Below are 20,756 nucleotides of genomic sequence, written 5' to 3' on the forward strand. Positions count from 1 at the left end.
AGGCGGTCGGGTCTTACTTTTGTATTTGTTCGTTTCGGACATTCCAAGCATCCACTTTCGAATTCAGAAACAGCTCGAACCCGGCTCCGGCCAGACCGACTGCAAACACAGTGAAGATGATCACTTTGTCCCGTACACGCATCCTACGCTTGGGCTTGTTCTCCAAGGGCACTTCCTGCCTCCTTCACACGCAAGATCAGGTAACTGCTCACCAATATCAGCGTACCCCCAATCCACGTGGTCAATCCCGGAATTTCACCCAAGAACAGGAACGCAAACAAAATCGCGCTCACAGGGTCCAGATACCCCAGTACCCCGACATGCTGCACCTTCACCCGACGCAGACCGAGGAAGTACAGCGTCAACGCCAGCGCAGTGTGGATGACCCCAATCGCACACATGACCAGCAGCGATGCAGAACTTGGCACGGGAAGCCCCTGCCAGAGCACATACGGCGTCAACACCACCACTGCAACGCCGGTCTGCCAGTGCGTCAGCGTCGTCGCTTCGACGCCGCTGACTTTTTTCCCGGCGATGGTGACCAGCGCGTAGAACACCGCTGCCGTGATGCCCGCCCCGATCCCCAGCAAGTCATGCCCGGAGACATCGCTCAGCGGGTTCATCACAATCGTTCCGAGGAACGCAAGCCCCACGGCGAACAACGTGCGGCGCTCCAAGCGTTCCTGAAGCAGAAGCGGGGTAAGTAGCGTCACGATCACCGGCGCAAGGTAGTAGGACAACACCGCATTGGCCACCGACGTCAACTGAACCGCCGTGAAAAAGAAAATCCAATTCAAAGCCAACACCACCCCGCCGAACATCACCCAGCCCCGCCGGCCCCGAGTCTCCGTCCAAGCGCGGCGCATGTTCCCGCGCACCATCTGATACAAAGTCAGTACCACAAACGCCGACAAGACCCGGAAAAACACGATCACCGTCGCGTCCTGATGCGCCCAGCGTCCAAAGATTCCGACACTTCCCCAGATCAACATCGCCGCAATCACAAACACATAGCCCACAGCCATCCTCCCTCTCTCTTCTGTACAAAAAAACGCCCGTGGTCTCCACTGGGCGTCTTGCTTACGAAACTTGATGTCGGCAACCGGAGCAGAGTCCGTAGTATTCCAATCGCAAGGACGTCACTTCATAGCCAAGCGCTTCGGTCTCGTCCGTTTTCGTCGGCAGTTCCGGCAGGGCGATGTCGATCACTTCCCCACACGATTCGCAGACGACATGAGCGTGCTCCGTGTCGTTGCCGTCATAGCGGCTGGACATGTCCCCATAGGACAATTCCTTGATCGCGCCCAGTTCCTTCAAACGATGCAACGTATTGTAAACGGTCGCCATGGAGATGCCGGAGAACTCCTGACAAACCTGCTTGTAAATCTCCTCGGCGGTCGGATGCTCATGCGTTTCCTTGAGGAACTTCAAGATCATCTGTCGCTGCGGAGTGAGTCGGACACCGCGCTCCTTGAGGTCCGCGAGGGTCTGTGTAAACGAACTTCTTTGCATGAGAATTCACCTCCTGTCAACAATTGTACTGATTCTTATTCTTGCCTGTCAAATCTTTTAGAGGTGAAAAAAAGGCCCCAACGCCGCATGCGACGTTGAAGCCCTTGCTCTCTCATGGTGTCGATTCTCAGGAAGCGTCCGATTTGATAGACTGTGCCGTTTGGCAAGCCGGGCATGCACCGTAGTATTCCAAACGGTACGAATGCACTTTGAAACTGTGTTGCGCAATGTCAGGCGTTGCCAACATCTCTTGCGGCGGGCACATGATGTCGATTACATGGTTGCAGGATTGGCACACGAGGTGCGCATGTTCGGTGTCATTGCCATCATAGCGGCTGGACATGTCCCCATAAGACATCTCACGGATGACGCCGAGTTCCTTCAGCATGTTCAGGGTGTTGTACACGGTTGCCAGCGAGATCCCCGGGAACTGTTCCCCAATTTTCTGATACACTTGTTCAGCTGTCGGATGCTCGTCCGTCTCTTTCAAGAACTGCAAGATCACTTGACGTTGCGGAGTCAAACGAATACCTCGGGCTTTTAGATCTGCTAACGATTGACTGTACGACCTTTTTTGCTGCATCATTGTAACTCCCCCTCCCCATTGAAACAAAACAGACTAACAAAATCTTTCGCTTCATTTGTCTTAAATTTTACTAACTAGAAGGGTCGTTGTCAATTGAGTATTGTAATAATTTGTCGCGTTTATCTGAATTTCTTTTATTTTTATGTCGAAATGAGAGGAAAATCGTTAAAATAGGCAAGATCCACAAGAAAAATGCATACGGCAACAACGTCGTCGTCGCGATTCCGATGGCAGTCGACGTGAGGATGGCGTGCAAGTTCCACGGAATCAGCGGCGAGACCACGACACCGGAATCGGCGAGCGAACGAACAAGCAGTTTTGGGGAGGCGCCGAGCCGGTCGTACGTCGGCCGCAGGGTGCGACCGGGCACGATGATGGAAAGGGCTTGGTTACAAGCGACAGCCGCCATCGTGATCGAGACGAGCACCGTTGTGAAGATGAGACTCTGCGTGTTGTTGATTTTTTTCAAGAGACCGTCGAGGAGCGTGCTCATCATGCCGCTCTCTTCCAACACGCCGTTTAAAGCTCCTGCCGAGAGAATTAACAGCACTTGATGGAACATCGGCCAAATTCCGCCGCCGTGCAGAACGGCATGCAGATCATAGCCAAACCAAACGGCGCGCAGAACTTCGGCGAGTGGCTCGCCTTGGACGAATACGGCGAGGACCGCTCCGAACAAGATGCCCACGCTTAAATTGCGCAAGATCGGCACCCGCAAGGCGGCAAGCACCAAGACGAGCAACGGCGGGAGCATCACATACCAAGGAAGTTGGAAATTCTCTTGAATCGTCCGAAGCATGGGAGAATTCAGCGCGTCAGTTCCTTGAGCGCTGTTCGCTGCATGTCCGTAGCCAAGCCAACCGTACAGGACGAGGCAAAGCAAGAGCACAGGCAATCCCGTCTGCCACATCGGTTTGTAATTGTCTTCAGCGCGAGTTCCCGTCATGTTGGCAACGAGGTGGAACGACCCCGAAACGGGCGACGTGCGGTCGCCTACCATCGCACCGGAGATCAATGCCCCGCCGACCAGCGCAGGGTCAAGCCCGTAGACTGCTCCCATGCCGGCAATCGCCGTCCCCATCGTTGACAGCGTCCCGACCGACGTGCCGAGCACCATCGAGGTGCCCGCCGCCAAGAGAAAGGCCGTGACGACGAGATAGGACGGCTGGACGAGCTTCAATCCGTAATGAATGAGCGCGGGCACCGTACCCGACAGAAACCAAGCCGAGATCACGCCCGCAATCAGCAACAGAATTCCGATGACGAAAAATGTATTTCTCGCCCCCGAGTAACTTCCACGTACTAGCAGAGCGGGTCCCCGTCCATACGCCAACGCGATTCCTACCGCTACGGCCCATCCAAACACCAACCCATAATACAACGGCCAATCAAGCAAAAAAATCACACTCAATAGCCCGACAATCGACGCGACAAATGGAACAACAGCCACCCAAACCGGAATGGGCTTCCCTCCTGTGCCTTTTCCCTCGATCATGAGCCTGAAACCCCACCGGAGAGGATGAAGCGCATCGCTTCTTCCGGCGTGATGTCGAGCAGTTGCACATGCTCTTTGGGAATCAAGAACGTCACCCCGGCCACTTGGAACGTCTGCGGCACATAGATGGCGATGTGATCATGCAACGGGTCGCCCAACGCATCCAAGTTCTCCACCGTCACGAAGCCGAGCATTTTCATCGGGTTGTTGGGCATCGTGACCAACGCAACTTTGGAGAACGACTTTTTCTCACCGAAAATCGAACCGATCGTTTCTTTAATGATTGAATACAGCGACTTCACAAACGGAATCTTCTGCACCTGCCGCTCCAACCATTCGATCAAGCGAGCCGAGAACCAGTATGTTGCCAACCATCCGACGAACGTAATCAACACAATCGTCACCAAGATCCCGAATCCCGGCACATACAACCCGTCGCCGATCTCCTTGCGCAACGTTTTTCCAAGCAAGCCGTCCAAGAACTGGAACACCTGCACGACGACATAGATGACCAGCCCGATCGGCACAATCGTCAAGATGCCATTGACAAAAAACTTCACTAACTTTTTGACCACGTACAGACCTCCTCCTTTTCTTCCAGTTTACCGTTCTCCCAATATCGAGTAAACTAGACGGAGACTCTTTCTAATCAAGAGGTGGACCATGGACGTTAAAATGCTAGCTGCTATGATGCGCACACAGATGTACACCAATACGCTGTCCGGGTCGTCCGACGACAGCAGCGACGACGGAGATTTCTCCGCGCTGTTGAACGCCGTTCTGGCACAAACAGCATCCACCGCCCAAACGGCTCAGACCGCACTCAACGCACAGAAGTCCGGCATGACAGGCACAACGCCTGCGAACTTGCGGCTCCTCGACCCTGTCGCGCAGCAACGCTTGGCTTCCCTGATCGGACCGTCCCGCTCCACTTCCTATACCTACACGATGGGACCGTCCGCTTATGACGATCTCATCACTTCGACTTCCTCCCGCTACGGAGTGGACCCCTCTCTCGTCAAAGCGGTCATCCACCAAGAATCCGGCTTCAACGCGTACGCCACCTCGAAAGTCGGCGCCGGCGGCCTCATGCAATTGATGCCGGCCACAGCCAAGGGCCTTGGTGTCACCAACGTCTTCGATCCCGCGCAGAACGTCGACGGCGGCGTTCGGTATCTGAAATCGTTGCTCGACCGTTACGACGGCGACACGTCGATGGCACTTGCGGCGTACAACGCCGGCCCCGGCAACGTCGACCGCTACGGCGGCGTACCTCCGTTCGGTGAGACACAGCGCTATGTAAGCAACATCATGTCATCGCTCGACGCCTGACGAAAAAGACCCGCACCGGACACGGCCAGCGGGTCTTTTTTTGATTTGGGCTCGTCATTTGGACTCCTGTCCCTTACAGAATGTCCGCTGTGCGCATGTACTAGGGGTGTGAAGTGAATCCCACAAAACACTCTGAGGAGGAATTTGGTATGAATCAACCTGTTGGTGGTTTCGGTTACGGCGTGTTCGGTGGTTACACTCGTTGGGCGGTTGTCTTTCTGATTATCTTCGTGCTGTTCTTCCTGCTCGTGCCGGGGTATGTCGGCGGCGTTCAAACCGGCGGCTGCTAGTTTTGATGAAAAAAAAGCCCGTCTCCCTTTGCGGAGGCGGGCTTTTTTCTCAGGTGGCAGGTTTAGAGGAAATAGAAGCCGATCCCGATGATCACATAGGCACCGAGTGCCATCGCGCCCTCCAACCAGTTCGACTCGCCGTCTTGCGCGAGGAAGTTGATGAGGAGCACGGAGAGCACCATCGCGCCCAATTCCGGCCACGAGAAGACCAGCGACATCGGTTCTGCGAAGAACAGCGAGGCAAATACCAGTACCGGCGTAACGAACATGGCAATTTGCAGCGACGACCCGACGGCGATCTCGAGGGCGACGTCCATTTTGTTGCGCAGCGCCATGAGGATCGCCGAGCTGTGCTCCGCCGCGTTGCCGATGATCGCGACGATGATGACACCGATGAAGACTTCCGACCAGCCGAGTTCATGCGAAACCGTCTCAATCGTATGAACGAGCAATTCCGATTCGAACGCGACGGCGGCGGTGGCGAGGGCGAGGATGAGCAGGGCTTTTTTCATGCTCCATTCCGCTTCCTCCTCCTCCAGTTCCTCGGTGTAGTTGAAGAGATTGCGGTGCGTGTACAACGAGAAGAACAGTCCGAGCAAGTACAACAGCAAGACGACGACAGATACGCCGATCGACATCGAGTTGGATATTTTCGGGTTGGTGGCGGTGAAGATCGCCGGGATGACGAGCGCGATGACGACGCCGAGCAACATCATCGCCGAGTTGGTGCCCGCAATCGTGCGGTTGAACTTCTGCTGAGGGAATTTGATTCCGCCGACGAGGAAGGACAACCCTGCAACGAGCAACAAGTTCCCGATAATCGAACCGGTCAGCGAGGCTTGCACGACCCCGATCAGGCCCTGCTTCAACGCAAACAGGGAGATGATCAATTCGACCGCGTTGCCAAATGTCGCGTTCATCAGCCCGCCGATCTTCGGTCCGCTGTGGATCGCAATCGATTCCGTCGCGCGGCCCATCACTCCGGCCAGCGGGATAATCGCGGCGCAGGCGATGGCAAACAGCGCCACATCACTCCAATGGAGGTACTTGCCGATCACACTGAGCGGAAATGTGATCACCAGCAAGATCATAAGCAAACGTTGCATATGAAAATTTCTCCTTTCTTTCCATCCACATTTGAATGTACCAAGCACGAGCGCTAAAAGCAAGACGGACGATCTCCCTATTTTCTAAGCATAGTCATATAGAAATTTACTTCTCGGATCTTTATGTATATACTGATAGTAGCATTGAAATAGGAAAGGGGGATCGCGATGGCAACCCAAGAAACGAGCACACGCCGCTTGATCATCACTCTCCTGCGCACGGAGGGACCCATGAGTGCGGGTGAACTCGCGGAACGGATCGGGATCACCGAGATGGCAATCCGCCGTCACATCGCCACGTTGGAGCGCGATGACCTCATCTATCCGACGACTGTGCGCCAACCGATGGGACGCCCAGCCAAAGTGTATGGGCTGACCGAGGAAGCCGATGAACTGTTTCCCAAAAATTATCATACCCTGACGCTTGATCTTTTAGAGGACATTGCGAAAGTTGACGGGTCGGATAAAATCAAGCAGTTGTTCGATCACCGTGAAGAGCGGTTGGTGCAGGTATACAACGAACTGCTCGAAGGCAAGACCTTGGAGGAGAAAGTGGCGATTCTCGCAGACATGCAGAACCGCAAGGGCTACCTCTCCAAGTGGGAGCAGAAGCAGGACGGCACGTACGAGATCGTCGAGTACAACTGCCCGATTGCCCAAGTCTCCAAGATGTATCCGCAGACCTGTTCCTGCGAGACCAATGTGTTCCGCCGTGTGCTTGGCACCGATGTGAACCGTTCCGAATGCCTCGCCGAAGGCGGCAAGTGCTGCGTGTTCAAGATCTCTGGCAATCTGAATATTGAAGCTTAATCCCACTCCTAACACCTCAAATGCGCCCTCCACAGGGCGCATTTCCTCATGTCTTCCCGTGGGAAGGCAACCTACTCGACTTGAGAGTCAGCGCATGGCAGCAGACATGCGTTTGCGATCAGCTTGTCTTTTTGCTTGCGAGTCAATTTCTTGATCTCGATCTCCCGCCTGAGCGCATCCGGTTTGTCCAGTTGAACTTCCACGTAGCGCAATACCAGCGGTCCACGCCCGCGCGTGTATTTGGCGCCTCGTCCGGAGCGGTGCTCTTGGATGCGCTTGTGCAGGTCTTTGGTAATTCCCGTGTAGAGAGACCTGTCCTTGCATTCTAGTAGATACACATACACCATACAAATACCTCGTGTGTGGTCTGTTTTCAAAATACTTGTGAAATTACGGCAAAAGGAAGATGCACATGAAGAATTTTATCACGCTCAAGGAATTCCTGTCCGCTCACAAAAAGGAATACTTCCTCGGGATCTTCTGGGTGTTCTTCGTCGACTTGATCGGCATGATCACTCCGAAAATCCTCGGACACTTCACCGACGACATCAAAGCCGGACTGCTCGACCGCGCCGGCGTCTGGAAGTACGTCGGGATCATCGTCGGCGTCGCGGCCCTCACCGCGGTCTCACGCTACTTCTGGCGAATCTACATCATGGGCACCGCCCGCACGTCCGAAGTCTACATGCGCGACAAACTGTACTCGCACTTGCAGAAGCTGTCCCCGAATTTCTTCAACCACAACAAAACAGGTGACCTGATGGCACACGCCACCAACGACCTCAACGCCATTCGCATGGCGCTTGGCCCGGGTTTCCTCTCGTTCATCGACCCGATGTTCGTCCTGACCTTCACCGTGTTCATGATGATCTACACCGTCGGATGGCAACTCACGCTCTTCGCACTCGCTCCGATGCCTCTGCTCATCGTCGTTTCGCGGATGTTCGGAAAAGTGATTCACAAACGCTTCACCGAAGTCCAAGAATCGTTCGGCACCCTCTCCGACCGCGTGCAGGAATCGTTTGCCGGAGCCCGCGTCGTGAAAACGTTCGTCCAAGAAGACGCCGAGATCGAAAAGTTCACCGCGCAAAACCGCGTGAACTACAAATCCAACCTCAAGCTCGCCCGCGTCAACGGGATTTACAACCCGCTGGTGCAACTGGTCTCCACCCTCTCGTTCCTGATCGCGCTCTCCTACGGCGGCATCCTCGTCGTGCGCGGCTCGATCACACTCGGGGAATTCATTTCGTTCAACACCTACTTGGCTCTCATGACCTGGCCGATGATGGCCATTGGTCAAGTCATCAACATTTGGCAACGCGCTTCTGCTTCGATGCAACGGATCAATCACATCATGACCACCCAGCCGGAAATTCATGACGAGCCGGACATGATCGCAGACAAAACCGACCTCGACGGCGCGATTGAACTGCGCAACTTGACGTTCACCTACCCGGGCAGCCAAACCCCGGTCTTGAAAAACCTCAACGTCACGATCCCCGCCGGAAAAAAAGTCGCCATCATCGGACGCACCGGCTCCGGCAAAACCACGTTGCTCAACCTGCTCTTGCGCATGTACAACCCGGATCGCGGGCAGATGTTCGTCGACGGGGTGGACATCAACCGAGTACCGCTTGAGACCTTGCGCGAGAACATCGGCTATGTGCCGCAAGAGAACTTCCTGTTCTCCAAGTCGATTCGTGACAACATCGCATTCTCCGGCAGCGGGTCGTACACCCAAGCCCAAATTGAAGCGGCGGCGACGCTTTCTCAAGTACACGGCAACATCGTAGACTTCACAGAGGGCTACGACACCATGCTCGGCGAACGCGGCGTCACCCTCTCCGGCGGACAAAAACAGCGCGTCTCCATCGCGCGCGCCGTCATCAAGAACCCGAAGATCCTCATCCTCGACGACTCGCTCTCCGCCGTTGACACGCACACCGAGGAGGAAATCTTGCGCGGGCTGAAAGACATCATGCAAGGCCGCACCTCGCTGATCATCGCACACCGCATCTCCACGATCAAGGACGCAGACGAAATCCTCGTCCTCGACGACGGCGAAATCATCGAACGCGGCACCCATGACCAACTCCTGCAAGGCGACGGTCTCTACCACGAACTCTACCAAAAGCAACTGCTCGAAGAGCAGATCGCACAATCGAACGACTGAAAGGGGTGGGAGCATGGCGAACATCCATGAAGAAGAGAAATTAGAAAAAAGTTACGACAGCAAGCTCATGAGCCGCCTTCTCTCCTATGTGAAACCCTATTGGAAATGGGTCGCTCTCTCTATCGTCATCCTGCTCGTGATTACGGTCGCCGACCTGGCGCGCCCGTACCTGATCAAGATCGCGATCGACGATCATATGAACGTATTCGACACCACCTACGTGGCGGTGCAAGCGAATGAAGTGCCGGACGTCCATCATTATTCCTACAACAACCAAGACCTCGTGCGCGAGTCGGAGTTCACCGGCGACGACGCGAAGTCCCGTGATCATTTCAAGATTGAGAAAAGCGGCGATGCCTACACCATCGTTCAAACCACGGCGGCCGGGGCGGTCACTTCGAACCCGATGGCGCCGGATGCAGTCGACGTTTTCAAAGACACGGAGACCGGCGCTCTGCTCAAGATCGGCTATCTCTATCTCGGCTTGATTCTGTCGAGCTTTGTCCTGAACTATGTGCAGACTTTGATCTTGCAATGGACGGGGCAACGCATCATCTTCAACATTCGTCAGCAGTTGTTCTCGCATTTGCAAAAACTGGCGATTTCGTTCTTCGACAACAACCCGGTCGGCCGTCTCGTCACCCGCGTCATGAATGACACGGAAGCGCTGAACGAGATGTACTCCAACATGATGGTGACGCTGTTCAAGGACATTTTCATCATCCTCGGGATCATCATCGTCATGTTCCAAGCGAACACGGAAATGGCTTGGGTTTCGCTGGTCTGTCTCCCGCTGGTCGTCGTGGCGACGCAAATCTACCGCAAATTCGCTCGTGCCGCGTTCCGCGATACCCGCGTAAAATTGGCGCGGATCAATGCACAGCTCGCCGAGAACATCGCAGGGATGCGCGTCATCCAGATTTTCCGTCGCGAGAAGCAGATGCACGCTGAATTTGAAGAGATCAACCAAGAGTACTTCCGCGCTTCGTGGCGTGAACTGATGGCGTTCGCACTGTTCCGTCCGGCGATGGAGACGCTCTCTTCGCTGGCTCTTGCGATCATCATCTGGTACGGCGGGGGCAAAGTACTCGACACGACGCTTCAATTCGGTGTTCTGTACATGTTCATCTCCTACATTCAGCAGTTCTTCCAACCGATCAACGACTTGACAGACAAATACAACATCCTGCAAGGGGCGATGGCTTCCTCGGAGCGTCTCTTCCAACTGATGGACACCGAAGACGCGATCAAGAACCCGACGAATCCGGTCACGCTTCCGATGATCAAAGGCCGTGTGGAATTCCGCAACGTCTGGTTTGCGTACAAGGGCGAAGATTGGGTGCTCCGCGATGTGTCCTTCACCATCGAACCGGGTGAGACGATTGCGTTCGTCGGGGCGACCGGGGCGGGCAAGAGTTCGATCTTGAACCTGATCTCCCGCTTCTACGACATCCAGCGCGGGGAGATTCTCATCGACGGTGTGAACATCAAGGATTGCACCAAGGAAGACCTTCGTCGTGCGATCGGGGTGGTGTTGCAAGACGTGTTCCTGTTCACGGGGACGATTCGCGACAACATCCGATTGGCGGAGATGTCGATCTCGGATCAGAAGATCGAAGAAGCGATTCACTACGTCAACGCAGACACGTTCATCAACCGCTTGCCCGGTAAATTGGAAGAGCCGGTGCTTGAGCGCGGGACCACGCTTTCTGCGGGGCAGCGCCAACTGATCGCGTTTGCGCGGGCCTTGGCGTTTGATCCGGCGATTCTGGTGTTGGATGAAGCGACGTCGAACATCGACACGGAGACGGAGAGCCTGATCCAAGACGCGCTGGTGAAGCTGACGCGAAACCGCACGACGATCGTCGTCGCGCACCGACTCTCCACGATCCAGCACGCCAACAAGATCATCGTCATGCACAAAGGCCGCGTCCGCGAGATGGGAACCCACCAAGAACTCCTCTCCCAAGGCGGCATGTACTACAACCTCTACCAACTGCAATACAAAGAAGCTTTCCACCAAGAAGCTGCAGCCACATCGCAGTAACATGAAAAAAAAGACCACGTCCGTTGCTGAGACGTGGTCTTTTTTATGGATCTAGCTTTTATCAATCGGCAGCCTGAGCATTTGGCGGTCTTGCCACTTGCTGAATGCGACCAAACCGATGACGGCCCCGAGCAGAGCCATTGTCATGTCCCATTGGGTGTCCCAGACGTCTCCTTGGGTGGCGAGGAACTCTTGGGCTCCGGTTCCGGTGATCTTGGCAACGGTGAACTCCAGCAGTTCGTACACCCCTGCCGACGACATCACCAGATTCAGCGCCAGAAACACCAACCACTTCGGATGCGTATCCCGCACCGGCGACTTGCGCACGAGAATCTCCCGCGCAATCAACAGGGCCACCAGCCCTTTTACACAATGTCCGAAGCGGTCGTAATAATTCCGCTCCCACCCAAACTTCTCCCCCAACCACTGAAACCACGGATTGTGCGCATACGAATAATGCCCGCCCACCGCCACAATAATCGCCGACAAGCAAATCCATACATACGTAAGCGTCGTGAACGGAAACTTTCGATACGTCACAACCAACAAGATCATCCCGACCACAATCGGTCCCAACTCCAAACACCACGTCTGTAGGTCCCTCGGCTTCACCGCCGACCACACAAACACCGCCAGAAATACAACAAGCAGAGCAACATGCAACCCTCGCACTCGCATTTTCGACATTCCGCCCCTTTCTATCGTCATAGTCTCTCCAAATTCCCGATCTTGCCAACAAAAAACACCCGACTCCTGCCCGGATCGGGTGTTTTTTTGTGGTATAATGAAGTTTCTGTAAACGAAAGGAGGCGCGCACGATGACGATGCGACGTTGGATGTGGCCCTTGTTGCTTCTCGCCACCGGGGGCGTGCTCTACGGAATCACCGCCGTTCAAAACTGGGGGATCGGATGCATCCTCTTCATCTTGGTCGCCCTGCTCGGTGTCCAACACGATCAAAAAGACATCCCTTGGAAACGCTACTTGCCCCTCGGCTTCCTCGCCCTGCTGTTTCCGTTTGTCATGTACAACTACGCAGGCAGCTTTTGGGAGCATGTCGCAGGCTGGCAGACCAAGAGCGTCCACCATATCTTCAAATGGAACGACCTGTTCAACTCGATCCCGTTTAACGACGGCTCGTTCCTCTGGGTCTGGCAACCGGACTGGTTGACCCGCTTCATCGGCTGGGTCTATTGGTACGGGTTCACGCTCTCGTTCTGGGCGTGCATGATCCGCAGTTTCTTCACCAAAGATGTGAAAAAAATGCTCCACTACGCGTTCGCCGGTTTCGTTTTGCAAGTCCCGTTGATCTTGCTGTTCTACAACACCGTGTTTCTCCAAGAAGTCTGGTGGGTTAAAGGCTTGCCCGACATGCTCAACCCGTGGTACCGCGACTACACGCAAAGCGAATACCTCGTCTGGGTGCAGAACTGCTTCCCGAGCATGCACACTTCAATGGCGTTTGCGATGCTGTTGATGGCGATGCGTGAAAAGTCCAAAGCGTTCCGTTGGATCATGGGCACGTACTGCACGTTGATTATCCTCTCGACGTTGTACCTGAAAATCCACTGGGTGCTCGACGTCTTGGCGGGCATGCTGTTCGCCTACTTGGTCGTCAAACTGGCAGACGGGATTCTCAAACTCCCGAACCTCCTGTCCCGCTCCAAAACCAAACCGTCCGGTCTCGCCCACGCGCAATACGCAGCGGCGCCCGAGCCGATTGAGAAAAGCACGCCCTCGAAGTGAGGAGCGTGCTTTTTTAGTCTTCGTCTTGCTTCCAGAGCGGGTGATGTTCGTCCGACCATTCCTTGGACACCTTGCCGTGCAACATCCCTTGCAAGGCATGGCGTGTCGGCTTGTATACAGCTGCCAAAAAAACATGCCCTGCCACTTGCGCGGTCAGCAGGTAGAACAGCAGTTTGTGCCAACTGTACAAAAACTCCCGCAGGTCAAGCGAGATCCACTGGCTCTGCCAGACGAAAAAACCGGTCACCGACATCCCCAAGAACAAAATCATCGCGATCAAAAAATTCGCTTTTTGACCGCCGTTAAACTTGTGGGCGAGCTTCGTGCGCCGGTAGAGGAATTCGATCTCGACTTCCCGCCAATGCGTCATCTCTTTGAAAAAAGCGGCCAAACTTCTGCGATAGACCCAAATCAAGAGCCACGGCACGACCATCAACAAAACCCCCGCCCAGTCATGCACCATCCGAACTTCAAACTTCCAAGCTCCGAGCCATTCCCGCAACACTTCGAGATGCAAACAAAGTCCCGTGATCAACAACACGAGAAAAAGCGCAGCGACAACGCCGTGCAACATCCGTTCCGGCCTGTTAAACCGCTCGACCCATTTCATCGCACCGTCACTCCGTCCACGTTGTAGCCGTACTTCTCCCAATAACCCATGTGCTGTCTGTCGGTGAACTCGATACGATAGACCCACTTTGCCCCTTTGTACCCGAACATGCGCGGGATGATCACCCGCAGCGGATAGCCTTGCTGGGGAGGTAGGTCTTGCCCGTAGATTTGATACGCGAGCAAGGTCTCGTCTTCTTGCGCTTCGGCGAGAGTCAGACTTTCGGTGTACACGCCGCCCAACGAGTAAAACGTGACATGCGTTGCGGTTGGCAGGGGTTGCACCCGTTGGATCAACTCCCGCAATTTCACGCCTGTCCAGCGGACGTTTTTGATCCCCCAGCCTTCGACGCAGTGGAAATTGGAGGTCTGCTCCACTTCCTGCAACGCCTGTTTCATCTGGTCAAACGCCCACATCACCGGATTCGCAACCAAACCGTCCACCTGCAACCGATAGTCTCCGATCTTCACCTCGGGGGTTGGTTCCACGCTGTTGATGCGAAAGTTCTCAAGTGCCCGAAATCCGTCCGACCCTTTGCTGCCGACAGCCATCTTCCACACATCGGACACGCTGGTCCCGCCAAATACATACACCATATATCCAGACAGCGAGAGCCCTGCCATTCCCAGTCCCAACGCTTTTAGAAAACGTCGACGTGTCATGTTCTCCTCTTCGCGCATCACGCGACACCTGCCTTTCATGAAAAAAGAGCGGAGACATCCCCGCTCTTTTTTTCTGTGCGTTATTGCTCTTGGTCTCGCTCTTCCTTCTCGCGCCTTGCCGCTTCTAGTTGCAGACGAATCGTGCGGCGCAACGGGTCTTCGGGGATCGTCACTTCGGCGTCCCCCGTCACTTTGCATTGGCAGCCGAGACGGAACCCGTCCGCCACCATGCGGTCGCTGAGCATGTGTTTTTCCATACGGCTGAGTGCAGAGAGCGGGACGTCCGACTTGATCTGGACTTTGCAGGTGGTACAAGCCCCCCGCCCCCCGCACTTGCTTGGCAACATCACTTTGGCCGCTCGGGCAGCCGAGAGAATCGTCACGCCATCCCTCACGTCGGCCGTCTTGCCATGCGGTTCAAATCGAATCTTGCTCACTCGTCCTCCTCCTCATCCAACGGAACCACAGGTTCAAGCGGCAACTCCGTGCCGTCTTCGAGCCACATGTCGATCGGTTGGACGCCGAGCGCACGCGCATCTGCCGCTTCCATCTCGATGACGTTCGGGATGAGCGCGAGCGAGTCGTCGATGTACGTCAGCACCCGCTGAACGTCGACCGCCCGAAACTCCGGTGCGTACGGGGTCAGCAATTCCCGCGCCCGTGTGAACAGAGCCCGGCACCCTGCGATATTGCCGGTGTTCAAGTGGTACAACGCGACCGCCACTTGAATCAACCCTTTATAAAAATCAATGCGCTCTCCGTGCCAATACCCTTCCAGCACTTCATGCGCCTCAAAATACTGTCGTCGGTTCATATACAGCAGATAATCCAGAACTTCCTCCGGATGCTGTTCCGTCATGGAGCCCACCTCGCTTTGCTTTTAGTATACACCAATTCGCCGATGCAACCGTTTGTTTGATCAAATTCCAAAAATATATTGAATCTTCACTGTTCGTTTGTTATATTGTGATCATCAAGTTGTGCAAGCGTTTTCATCACGTACCAGAGAGAAAAGGGAGGAACTACAACATGAACTTGAAACAGAACTTGAAGAAAACTTTCGGGGTGTCCTTTGCCGCCATCTTCATGGCAACGCTCGTTCCGGCGGGCGCTGCGATGGCAGCAGACAACGGCACGATGATGCAATATTTTGAATGGTATCTGCCCAATGACGGTACGCTTTGGACCAAGATGGGCAGCGATGCGACGCACTTGAAAAACATCGGCATCACCGGCGTTTGGTTCCCGCCGGCGTACAAAGGCCAATCGCAAGCTGACGTCGGGTACGGCGTATACGACATGTACGACCTCGGCGAGTTTAACCAAAAAGGCACCGTCCGCACGAAGTACGGGACCAAAGCTCAGTTGCAATCGGCGATTTCGTCCTTGCACACCAACGGCATTCAAGCCTATGGAGACGTCGTGCTCAACCATCGCTTGGGCGCAGACGGCACCGAATTGGCGAACGCGGCGGAAGTGAACTCGTCCAACCGCAACCAGATCACGTCGGGCACGTACCAAATCTCCGCTTGGACCGACTACAACTTCCCGGGTCGCGGCAACACGTACTCGGCGTTCAAATGGCACTGGTACCACTTCAACGGCGTGGACTATGACCAATCCCGCGGTTTGAACCGCATCTACCTGTTCCAATCGACCGGCAAGGCGTGGGACTGGGAAGTGGATTCGGAGAACGGCAACTACGACTACTTGATGGGCGCTGACATCGACTACGATCACCCGGATGTGCAAGCGGAAGTCAAGAACTGGGGCAAGTGGTATGTGAACACCCTCGGTCTGGACGGCGTGCGCATCGACGCGGTGAAGCATATCAAGTTTGACTATATGGCGTCTTGGCTTGCGAATACCCGCTCCACGACGGGCAAATCGAACCTCTTCGCAGTCGGTGAGTACTGGAACAACAACCTCGCGGCGTTGGAGAACTACGAGACCAAGACCAACTGGAGCATGTCGCTGTTCGACGTGCCGTTGCACACGAACTTCCAATCGGCGGCGAACGGCGGCGGCTATTATGACATGCGCAACATCTTGAACGGCACGATGATGAAAAACCATCCGGTGCAAGCGGTGACCTTCGTTGACAACCATGACACCGAGCCGGGCCAATCCTTGCAATCTTGGGTTTCGGACTGGTTCAAACCGTTGGCGTATGCGACGATCCTCACCCGCCAAGAAGGCTATCCGTGCGTGTTCTACGGGGACTACTACGGCATCCCGGCAAAGGGTGTTTCGGCGAAGTCTTCGTGGCTTGACAAGCAACTCTCGGCACGCAAATCCTACGCGTACGGCACGCAGCACGACTATCTCGACAACGCTGACGTGATCGGCTGGACTCGCGAAGGCGATTCTGCACACGTGGGCTCGGGCCTTGCAACCGTCATGTCTGACGGCCCTGGCGGCTCCAAGTCGATGTTCGTGGGCACCGCGCATGCAGGTCAAGTTTGGAAGGACATCACCGGCAACCGCACCGACACCGTCACGATCAACTCCAGCGGCTACGGCACTTTCCCCTGCAACGGCGGCTCCGTCTCGATCTGGACCAAATAATGAACGAAAAAAAGACTCGTCCCTCAAGGGAACGGGTCTTTTCTCGTACTGGCAGTACCGAAGCGAATCTCATGTCATGTGCTTTTCCCCCGCGCGTGCTCTTGGTGCTCACAAGCCTTCGAGCGTCAGGAGCTCTTTTTTCATCGGGAGTCCTCCACGGTAGCCGGTGAGGTGGCCGGAACTGCCGATGACTCGATGGCAGGGCACGAGGATCGGAACGGGGTTGGCTCCGTTCGCCGCACCAACTGCACGCACGGCGCGCGGTCTGTCGATTTCGCGGGCGATCTCGCTGTAACTGCGCGTCTCCCCCATCGGAATCTGTGCAACCGTTTGCCAGACTTCACGCTGGAATTCTGTCCCCCGCAAATCGAGCGGGCTCGCAAATACACGCAACTCCCCGCGATAGTACGCTTCCAATTCCCCGATCACCCCCGCCAAACTCTCGGCGTCCTCCACCAACTCCGCCCCCGGCAACTGTTTGCTCACCCACGCGCGCAACGTCTCCCAAGACTCGTTGGGCAATGTGATGCAACAGACCCCCCGGTCTGTCGCCGCCACGAACAGGTCTCGAAACGGCGTCCATTTTACGATCATCGCTCTCCCGCCCCTCCCCGATATTGCGTCGGCGTCTGCCCCGTCTGCTCATGAAACACCGTCGAAAAGTGCGACAGATTCACAAATCCAACCTGCCCCGCCACCTCCGTCACGCTCCACTCCGTCGTCCGAAGCAACTCTTTCGCCGCCCGCATCCGCACCTCCAACAAAAACTCCCCCGGCGTCTGCCCCGTCTCGCGCTTGAAAACTCGGTGCACATGATGCGGGCTCATCTTGACTTCCTCCGCCAGCAGCTCCAAACTCAGCGCCTCTGCAAACCGCGCTTGCATCAATCCCTTCACGAGCGCCACCACTTCCTCCCCCGCCCCGCGCCATGCGAGTTCCTCCGGTCGGCAGCGCTTGCACGGGCGAAACCCCTGATTCACCGCTTCATCCGTCGTCCCAAACACCCGCACATTCTCCCGCTTGGGCGTTCGCGACTTGCACGAAGGCCGACAATAGACCCCCGTCGTCCGCACCCCGTAATAAAACTCCCCGTCACTCCCGCTGTCACACGCCTCAATCGCTTGCCACTGTCGCTCCTCCATGCTTCCGTCCCCTCCTTCATCTGTCCTCTAGTGTAACGCACAGAAGCCCCGCCGAGTACCCTCTGCGAATGAAGAGTCAAGAATACAAAAAAAAAAGCCCCCGCAACCACGGCGGAGGCATCTATGTGTATGTCACATTGTATCCGTTTACATCAAGGAACTGCTTACGCCGCAGCGAGGAAGTTCAACGCCACATACCAGTCGTACTCTTCCTCCAACCCATGAGACTCCAGCTCGCGGTAGTACGAGAGGAATTCTTCGCTCGTCATACCGAAGCGTTGCTCACACTCTCGGATGTAGGTTTTCAATTCGGCATGTTTGCGGTCGATGTAGTCTTGCATTGGTGGTCAATCCCCTCTCAGAAAGATTCGTTCGTAACACTGACCTCAGTATATCATATATGCTTCCTCACGTCGATATATGACATACTATTTACCTAAAAATACAACTTTGTCACACCTCTGGGCCCACGCCCATACACTGCAACAACGACAGATATGGCTCCGATGGGAGGTCTAGATCATGTTGCATCCGCTCGTGCAAGAGAACTACTACTTACAACGGCGAGTTCAAGAGCTGGAGCGCGAGATCCAGCACATCCGGCTGATGTTGGCGGCGAAGACGTTGATGATCGGGAAGCTCGAAGTAAAATTGGAGAACATCCAGATCGAGACGCTCTCGGGAACGCTTACGGTAGGAATCGCCCATTCGGCGGAAACGGACGAGAGCAAGGACGGGTGCGTACGCCTCCCGCACCTGCCGAAGCGTCCGATCATGGAGATCTGACCCGCCATGCCCGACTCTCTACAAAAATCCCTGATCGCGCTTGGCGACTCCATCACGGCGGGAGTTGGCGGCAAATGGGGCCGCGGCTACCCGACCCACCTCGCCAAACGCTTAGAAGAGAAATACCCCGACCTCCTCATGGTCAACTGGGGCATTCCCGGCCTCACGATCCCGCGCCTGACCCAAGCTCTGCAAAAAGGCGACCACCTCTACGACAAACTTGCCGCCGCCGACTGGATCGTCATGACGATCGGCGGCAACGACATCATCAACCACTTTCCCAAAAACTTCTCCGAAACGGCGAAGCTGAATCTGCGTGGGGAGACGCTCGCCCGCGAACTCGATCTCCTGTTGACGACTTTGATTTCGCTGACGAAGTGCCCGATCTACCTCGGCGATCTCTACAACCCGTTTCCGCAATCAACGGCCGCCGAGCAGATCATCGGGGCTCTGAACGAACATCACCTCGAACCGCTCTCCCGCCGATACAAAAACCTGCACCTCGTGCGCCTCTCGACCGTTCTGCGCGGTCTGGAATCCCGCACGATCCAATACTACAAGACCGGCACGATCCAAGACATGAAGCGCTTCTTCCGCCGCCCGATCCACCCCAACGACGAAGGTCACGAAAAAATCGCCGACGCGTTCTACCGTGCCCTCACGGCCCCACCACCACCAGCCCCCAAAAAGCCTTGACAAAAACGGCGACCCTCGCACGAGGCCGCCGTTTTTTCCATGAAAAAAAAGCGGGCATCGCTGCGCCCGCTTACTTGGAGTTTCCGAACATGTTCATCATCATCTTGGCAATGCCGTCCATCGAGAAGTCACTGCCTTTGTCTTGCGCCGGTGCCTGCGCTTGTGCTTGCGGTGCATGCCCCATGCCCGGCATTCCCGGCATCATCATGCCGTGTTGCGTCGGTCCGTGCATCCCCTGCATCCCAGGTCTTGGCATTCCTTGCGGCCCGCCGTGTGGCCCGCCGTACATCGGAGGTCTTGGCATCATCCCCATGCCGTGTTGCGGAACTTGTTGCACGGCGCTCTGCTGCGACGGGCTCGACGAGTCTTTGTTAAAATACTTCGTGACCGCGTTCCCGATCATCCCTTTGATCATACTCATAATCATCGGATTCCCCAGAATTCCGGTCAAAAAGCCGCCGTCCAACAACCCCGCCGGTACGGCCGCCGTCCGAATCGCTTCTGAAAAATGCACCGCCAGCCGCAGATAATCTTCCTCCGACATGTTCAGCTTGCGCGCCTCCGAACGGATCATCCGCCGCAAGTCTCCGTCAATCACGATGGCTTGGCGGTTTTTTTTCATCGGCGCTTTCGATACGCGTTTCTTCCGAATCAAATCCCCCATACCCTCACCCCCTTTGCAACAAGAGACCGAGAGGCAACCCTCTCGGTCTCTCGCATCCGCACCTATACGTCCTAGTACCCGCCAACACCAGGGACAAGCAAGAAGAACAGAACAAAGATGATCAGAAACACAACTGCCCACCGCGTATAGCCACCGAAAGTACCAAAACCGCCGTACCCTGCTGCCGCTGCTACGTTTCCAGACATTGTATCTTCCTCCTTCGCTTTGATACCGTATCCTATGGGACGACGCCCCGATTCGAACTGGACACCTGTCTCGAAGCCTTGCAAAATGGATACCCGCCTACCATAATGAAAGAAGCAAAACCGAAAGGAGGCACCCCCATGCCGTTTGTACATATCGAAATGGTCGAAGGCCGCACCGTCGAGCAGAAGCGTGAACTCGCCAAGCGCGTCACCGAAGCGGTTGCTGAAATCACCAACGTCCCGGCTGATCGCGTCCACGTGTTCTTCAATGACATGAAAAAGGAAGACTACGCCAACGGCGGTACCCTCGTCCTCGACAAATAGAG

The 20,756-nt window shown here is 55.5% G+C and carries 27 protein-coding genes; 10 read left to right on the plus strand and 17 right to left on the minus strand.

Going from position 1 to position 20,756, the window contains the following annotated elements:
- Window positions 1-143 precede the first annotated feature (143 nt).
- From JJB07_RS11135 to JJB07_RS11155, 5 genes are all read right to left on the minus strand, one after another.
- On the minus strand, window positions 144-1,025 hold the full coding sequence (locus tag JJB07_RS11135; RefSeq protein ID WP_201634972.1) for a DMT family transporter: 882 nt from the start codon (window positions 1,023-1,025) through the stop codon (window positions 144-146).
- Between the two features lie 55 nt (window positions 1,026-1,080).
- A complete protein-coding gene (locus JJB07_RS11140; protein ID WP_201634974.1) occupies window positions 1,081-1,512 on the minus strand; it encodes a Fur family transcriptional regulator in 432 nt (143 codons plus the stop codon).
- A gap of 127 nt (window positions 1,513-1,639) precedes the next feature.
- The gene (locus tag JJB07_RS11145) at window positions 1,640-2,098 is read right to left on the minus strand and encodes a Fur family transcriptional regulator (RefSeq protein WP_201634976.1); all 459 of its coding nucleotides are present in this window, start codon (window positions 2,096-2,098) and stop codon (window positions 1,640-1,642) included.
- Window positions 2,099-2,168: 70 nt separating this feature from the next.
- A complete protein-coding gene (locus JJB07_RS11150; RefSeq protein WP_201634978.1) occupies window positions 2,169-3,593 on the minus strand; it encodes a Na+/H+ antiporter NhaC family protein in 1,425 nt (474 codons plus the stop codon).
- Window positions 3,590-4,168, minus strand: coding sequence for a DUF502 domain-containing protein (locus tag JJB07_RS11155; RefSeq protein ID WP_201634980.1), 579 nt, complete (start codon window positions 4,166-4,168; stop codon window positions 3,590-3,592). Before JJB07_RS11155 ends, JJB07_RS11150 begins: the two co-directional genes overlap by 4 nt.
- An 88-nt stretch (window positions 4,169-4,256) precedes the next feature.
- On the opposite strand from JJB07_RS11155, the gene JJB07_RS24215 reads away from it, so the two are divergent.
- Together JJB07_RS24215 and JJB07_RS11165 are read left to right on the plus strand one after the other, a co-directional pair.
- Window positions 4,257-4,925: a lytic transglycosylase domain-containing protein gene (locus JJB07_RS24215; RefSeq protein WP_283809104.1), complete on the plus strand. Its 669-nt coding sequence runs from the start codon at window positions 4,257-4,259 to the stop codon at window positions 4,923-4,925.
- 149 nt (window positions 4,926-5,074) lie between these two features.
- Window positions 5,075-5,215 carry a hypothetical protein gene (locus tag JJB07_RS11165; protein WP_201634982.1) on the plus strand — a complete coding sequence of 47 codons (141 nt, stop codon included), beginning with the start codon at window positions 5,075-5,077 and terminating at the stop codon, window positions 5,213-5,215.
- 62 nt (window positions 5,216-5,277) lie between these two features.
- On the opposite strand, the gene cax is transcribed toward JJB07_RS11165, so the two are convergent.
- Complete coding sequence (gene cax / locus JJB07_RS11170; RefSeq protein ID WP_201634984.1) at window positions 5,278-6,321, minus strand: calcium/proton exchanger; 1,044 nt, start codon at window positions 6,319-6,321, stop codon at window positions 5,278-5,280.
- A gap of 168 nt (window positions 6,322-6,489) precedes the next feature.
- On the opposite strand from cax, the gene JJB07_RS11175 reads away from it, so the two are divergent.
- Entirely contained in the window at window positions 6,490-7,131 is a 642-nt protein-coding gene (locus tag JJB07_RS11175; RefSeq protein ID WP_201634986.1) for a helix-turn-helix transcriptional regulator, read from the plus strand.
- Window positions 7,132-7,202: 71 nt separating this feature from the next.
- On the opposite strand, the gene JJB07_RS11180 is transcribed toward JJB07_RS11175, so the two are convergent.
- Window positions 7,203-7,478, minus strand: a complete 276-nt coding sequence (locus tag JJB07_RS11180; RefSeq protein ID WP_201634988.1) for a GIY-YIG nuclease family protein — start codon at window positions 7,476-7,478, stop codon at window positions 7,203-7,205.
- A gap of 65 nt (window positions 7,479-7,543) precedes the next feature.
- Here JJB07_RS11180 and JJB07_RS11185 point away from each other — a divergent pair, with 65 nt between their 5' ends.
- Entirely contained in the window at window positions 7,544-9,304 is a 1,761-nt protein-coding gene (locus JJB07_RS11185) for an ABC transporter ATP-binding protein (RefSeq protein WP_201634990.1), read from the plus strand.
- Between the two features lie 13 nt (window positions 9,305-9,317).
- Window positions 9,318-11,351, plus strand: coding sequence for an ABC transporter ATP-binding protein (locus tag JJB07_RS11190; protein ID WP_201634992.1), 2,034 nt, complete (start codon window positions 9,318-9,320; stop codon window positions 11,349-11,351).
- Between the two features lie 51 nt (window positions 11,352-11,402).
- Here the strand turns inward: JJB07_RS11190 and JJB07_RS11195 are convergent, their stop codons facing one another.
- Window positions 11,403-12,038: a DUF2238 domain-containing protein gene (locus JJB07_RS11195; protein WP_201634994.1), complete on the minus strand. Its 636-nt coding sequence runs from the start codon at window positions 12,036-12,038 to the stop codon at window positions 11,403-11,405.
- 131 nt (window positions 12,039-12,169) lie between these two features.
- Here JJB07_RS11195 and JJB07_RS11200 point away from each other — a divergent pair, with 131 nt between their 5' ends.
- On the plus strand, window positions 12,170-13,096 hold the full coding sequence (locus tag JJB07_RS11200) for a phosphatase PAP2 family protein (RefSeq protein WP_201634996.1): 927 nt from the start codon (window positions 12,170-12,172) through the stop codon (window positions 13,094-13,096).
- 13 nt (window positions 13,097-13,109) lie between these two features.
- Here JJB07_RS11200 and JJB07_RS11205 read toward each other — a convergent pair whose 3' ends face one another.
- The 4 genes from JJB07_RS11205 to JJB07_RS11220 form a co-directional block, all read right to left on the minus strand.
- Window positions 13,110-13,706 (minus strand): cytochrome b/b6 domain-containing protein, encoded by a 597-nt coding sequence (locus JJB07_RS11205; protein ID WP_201634998.1) that lies wholly within the window; start codon window positions 13,704-13,706, stop codon window positions 13,110-13,112.
- Complete coding sequence (locus JJB07_RS11210; RefSeq protein ID WP_201635000.1) at window positions 13,703-14,368, minus strand: molybdopterin-dependent oxidoreductase; 666 nt, start codon at window positions 14,366-14,368, stop codon at window positions 13,703-13,705. Before JJB07_RS11210 ends, JJB07_RS11205 begins: the two co-directional genes overlap by 4 nt.
- A gap of 80 nt (window positions 14,369-14,448) precedes the next feature.
- Window positions 14,449-14,805 (minus strand): 2Fe-2S iron-sulfur cluster-binding protein, encoded by a 357-nt coding sequence (locus JJB07_RS11215; protein WP_201635002.1) that lies wholly within the window; start codon window positions 14,803-14,805, stop codon window positions 14,449-14,451.
- Window positions 14,802-15,227 carry a DUF309 domain-containing protein gene (locus tag JJB07_RS11220; protein ID WP_201635004.1) on the minus strand — a complete coding sequence of 142 codons (426 nt, stop codon included), beginning with the start codon at window positions 15,225-15,227 and terminating at the stop codon, window positions 14,802-14,804. The genes JJB07_RS11215 and JJB07_RS11220 overlap by 4 nt, the downstream gene beginning before the upstream one ends.
- Before the next feature lie 170 nt (window positions 15,228-15,397).
- Between JJB07_RS11220 and amyS the strand changes: the two genes are divergently transcribed.
- Window positions 15,398-16,936, plus strand: a complete 1,539-nt coding sequence (gene amyS, locus JJB07_RS11225) for an alpha-amylase (RefSeq protein WP_201635006.1) — start codon at window positions 15,398-15,400, stop codon at window positions 16,934-16,936.
- Window positions 16,937-17,044: 108 nt separating this feature from the next.
- Here the strand turns inward: amyS and JJB07_RS11230 are convergent, their stop codons facing one another.
- From JJB07_RS11230 to JJB07_RS11240, 3 genes are all read right to left on the minus strand, one after another.
- Complete coding sequence (locus tag JJB07_RS11230; protein WP_201635008.1) at window positions 17,045-17,530, minus strand: methylated-DNA--[protein]-cysteine S-methyltransferase; 486 nt, start codon at window positions 17,528-17,530, stop codon at window positions 17,045-17,047.
- Complete coding sequence (locus JJB07_RS11235; RefSeq protein ID WP_201635010.1) at window positions 17,527-18,078, minus strand: bifunctional transcriptional activator/DNA repair enzyme AdaA; 552 nt, start codon at window positions 18,076-18,078, stop codon at window positions 17,527-17,529. The genes JJB07_RS11230 and JJB07_RS11235 overlap by 4 nt, the downstream gene beginning before the upstream one ends.
- Before the next feature lie 164 nt (window positions 18,079-18,242).
- The gene (locus JJB07_RS11240; protein ID WP_201635012.1) at window positions 18,243-18,419 is read right to left on the minus strand and encodes a hypothetical protein; all 177 of its coding nucleotides are present in this window, start codon (window positions 18,417-18,419) and stop codon (window positions 18,243-18,245) included.
- Window positions 18,420-18,600: 181 nt separating this feature from the next.
- Between JJB07_RS11240 and gerPC the strand changes: the two genes are divergently transcribed.
- Together gerPC and JJB07_RS11250 are read left to right on the plus strand one after the other, a co-directional pair.
- Window positions 18,601-18,864 (plus strand): spore germination protein GerPC, encoded by a 264-nt coding sequence (gerPC, locus tag JJB07_RS11245; RefSeq protein WP_201635014.1) that lies wholly within the window; start codon window positions 18,601-18,603, stop codon window positions 18,862-18,864.
- Window positions 18,865-18,870: 6 nt separating this feature from the next.
- Window positions 18,871-19,560: an SGNH/GDSL hydrolase family protein gene (locus tag JJB07_RS11250; protein ID WP_201635016.1), complete on the plus strand. Its 690-nt coding sequence runs from the start codon at window positions 18,871-18,873 to the stop codon at window positions 19,558-19,560.
- A gap of 70 nt (window positions 19,561-19,630) precedes the next feature.
- On the opposite strand, the gene JJB07_RS11255 is transcribed toward JJB07_RS11250, so the two are convergent.
- Both JJB07_RS11255 and JJB07_RS24220 read right to left on the minus strand, forming a co-directional pair.
- Window positions 19,631-20,224, minus strand: coding sequence for a hypothetical protein (locus JJB07_RS11255; protein WP_201635018.1), 594 nt, complete (start codon window positions 20,222-20,224; stop codon window positions 19,631-19,633).
- A 71-nt stretch (window positions 20,225-20,295) separates the two neighbouring features.
- On the minus strand, window positions 20,296-20,430 hold the full coding sequence (locus tag JJB07_RS24220) for a hypothetical protein (protein WP_283809105.1): 135 nt from the start codon (window positions 20,428-20,430) through the stop codon (window positions 20,296-20,298).
- Between the two features lie 138 nt (window positions 20,431-20,568).
- On the opposite strand from JJB07_RS24220, the gene thmT reads away from it, so the two are divergent.
- Window positions 20,569-20,754: a 2-hydroxymuconate tautomerase gene (gene thmT, locus JJB07_RS11260; RefSeq protein WP_201635020.1), complete on the plus strand. Its 186-nt coding sequence runs from the start codon at window positions 20,569-20,571 to the stop codon at window positions 20,752-20,754.
- The last annotated feature ends 2 nt before the right edge of the window (window positions 20,755-20,756 follow it).

It is taken from the genome of Tumebacillus amylolyticus (assembly GCF_016722965.1).
In the GTDB taxonomy this organism is placed as follows: Bacteria; Bacillota; Bacilli; order Tumebacillales; family Tumebacillaceae; genus Tumebacillus; species Tumebacillus amylolyticus.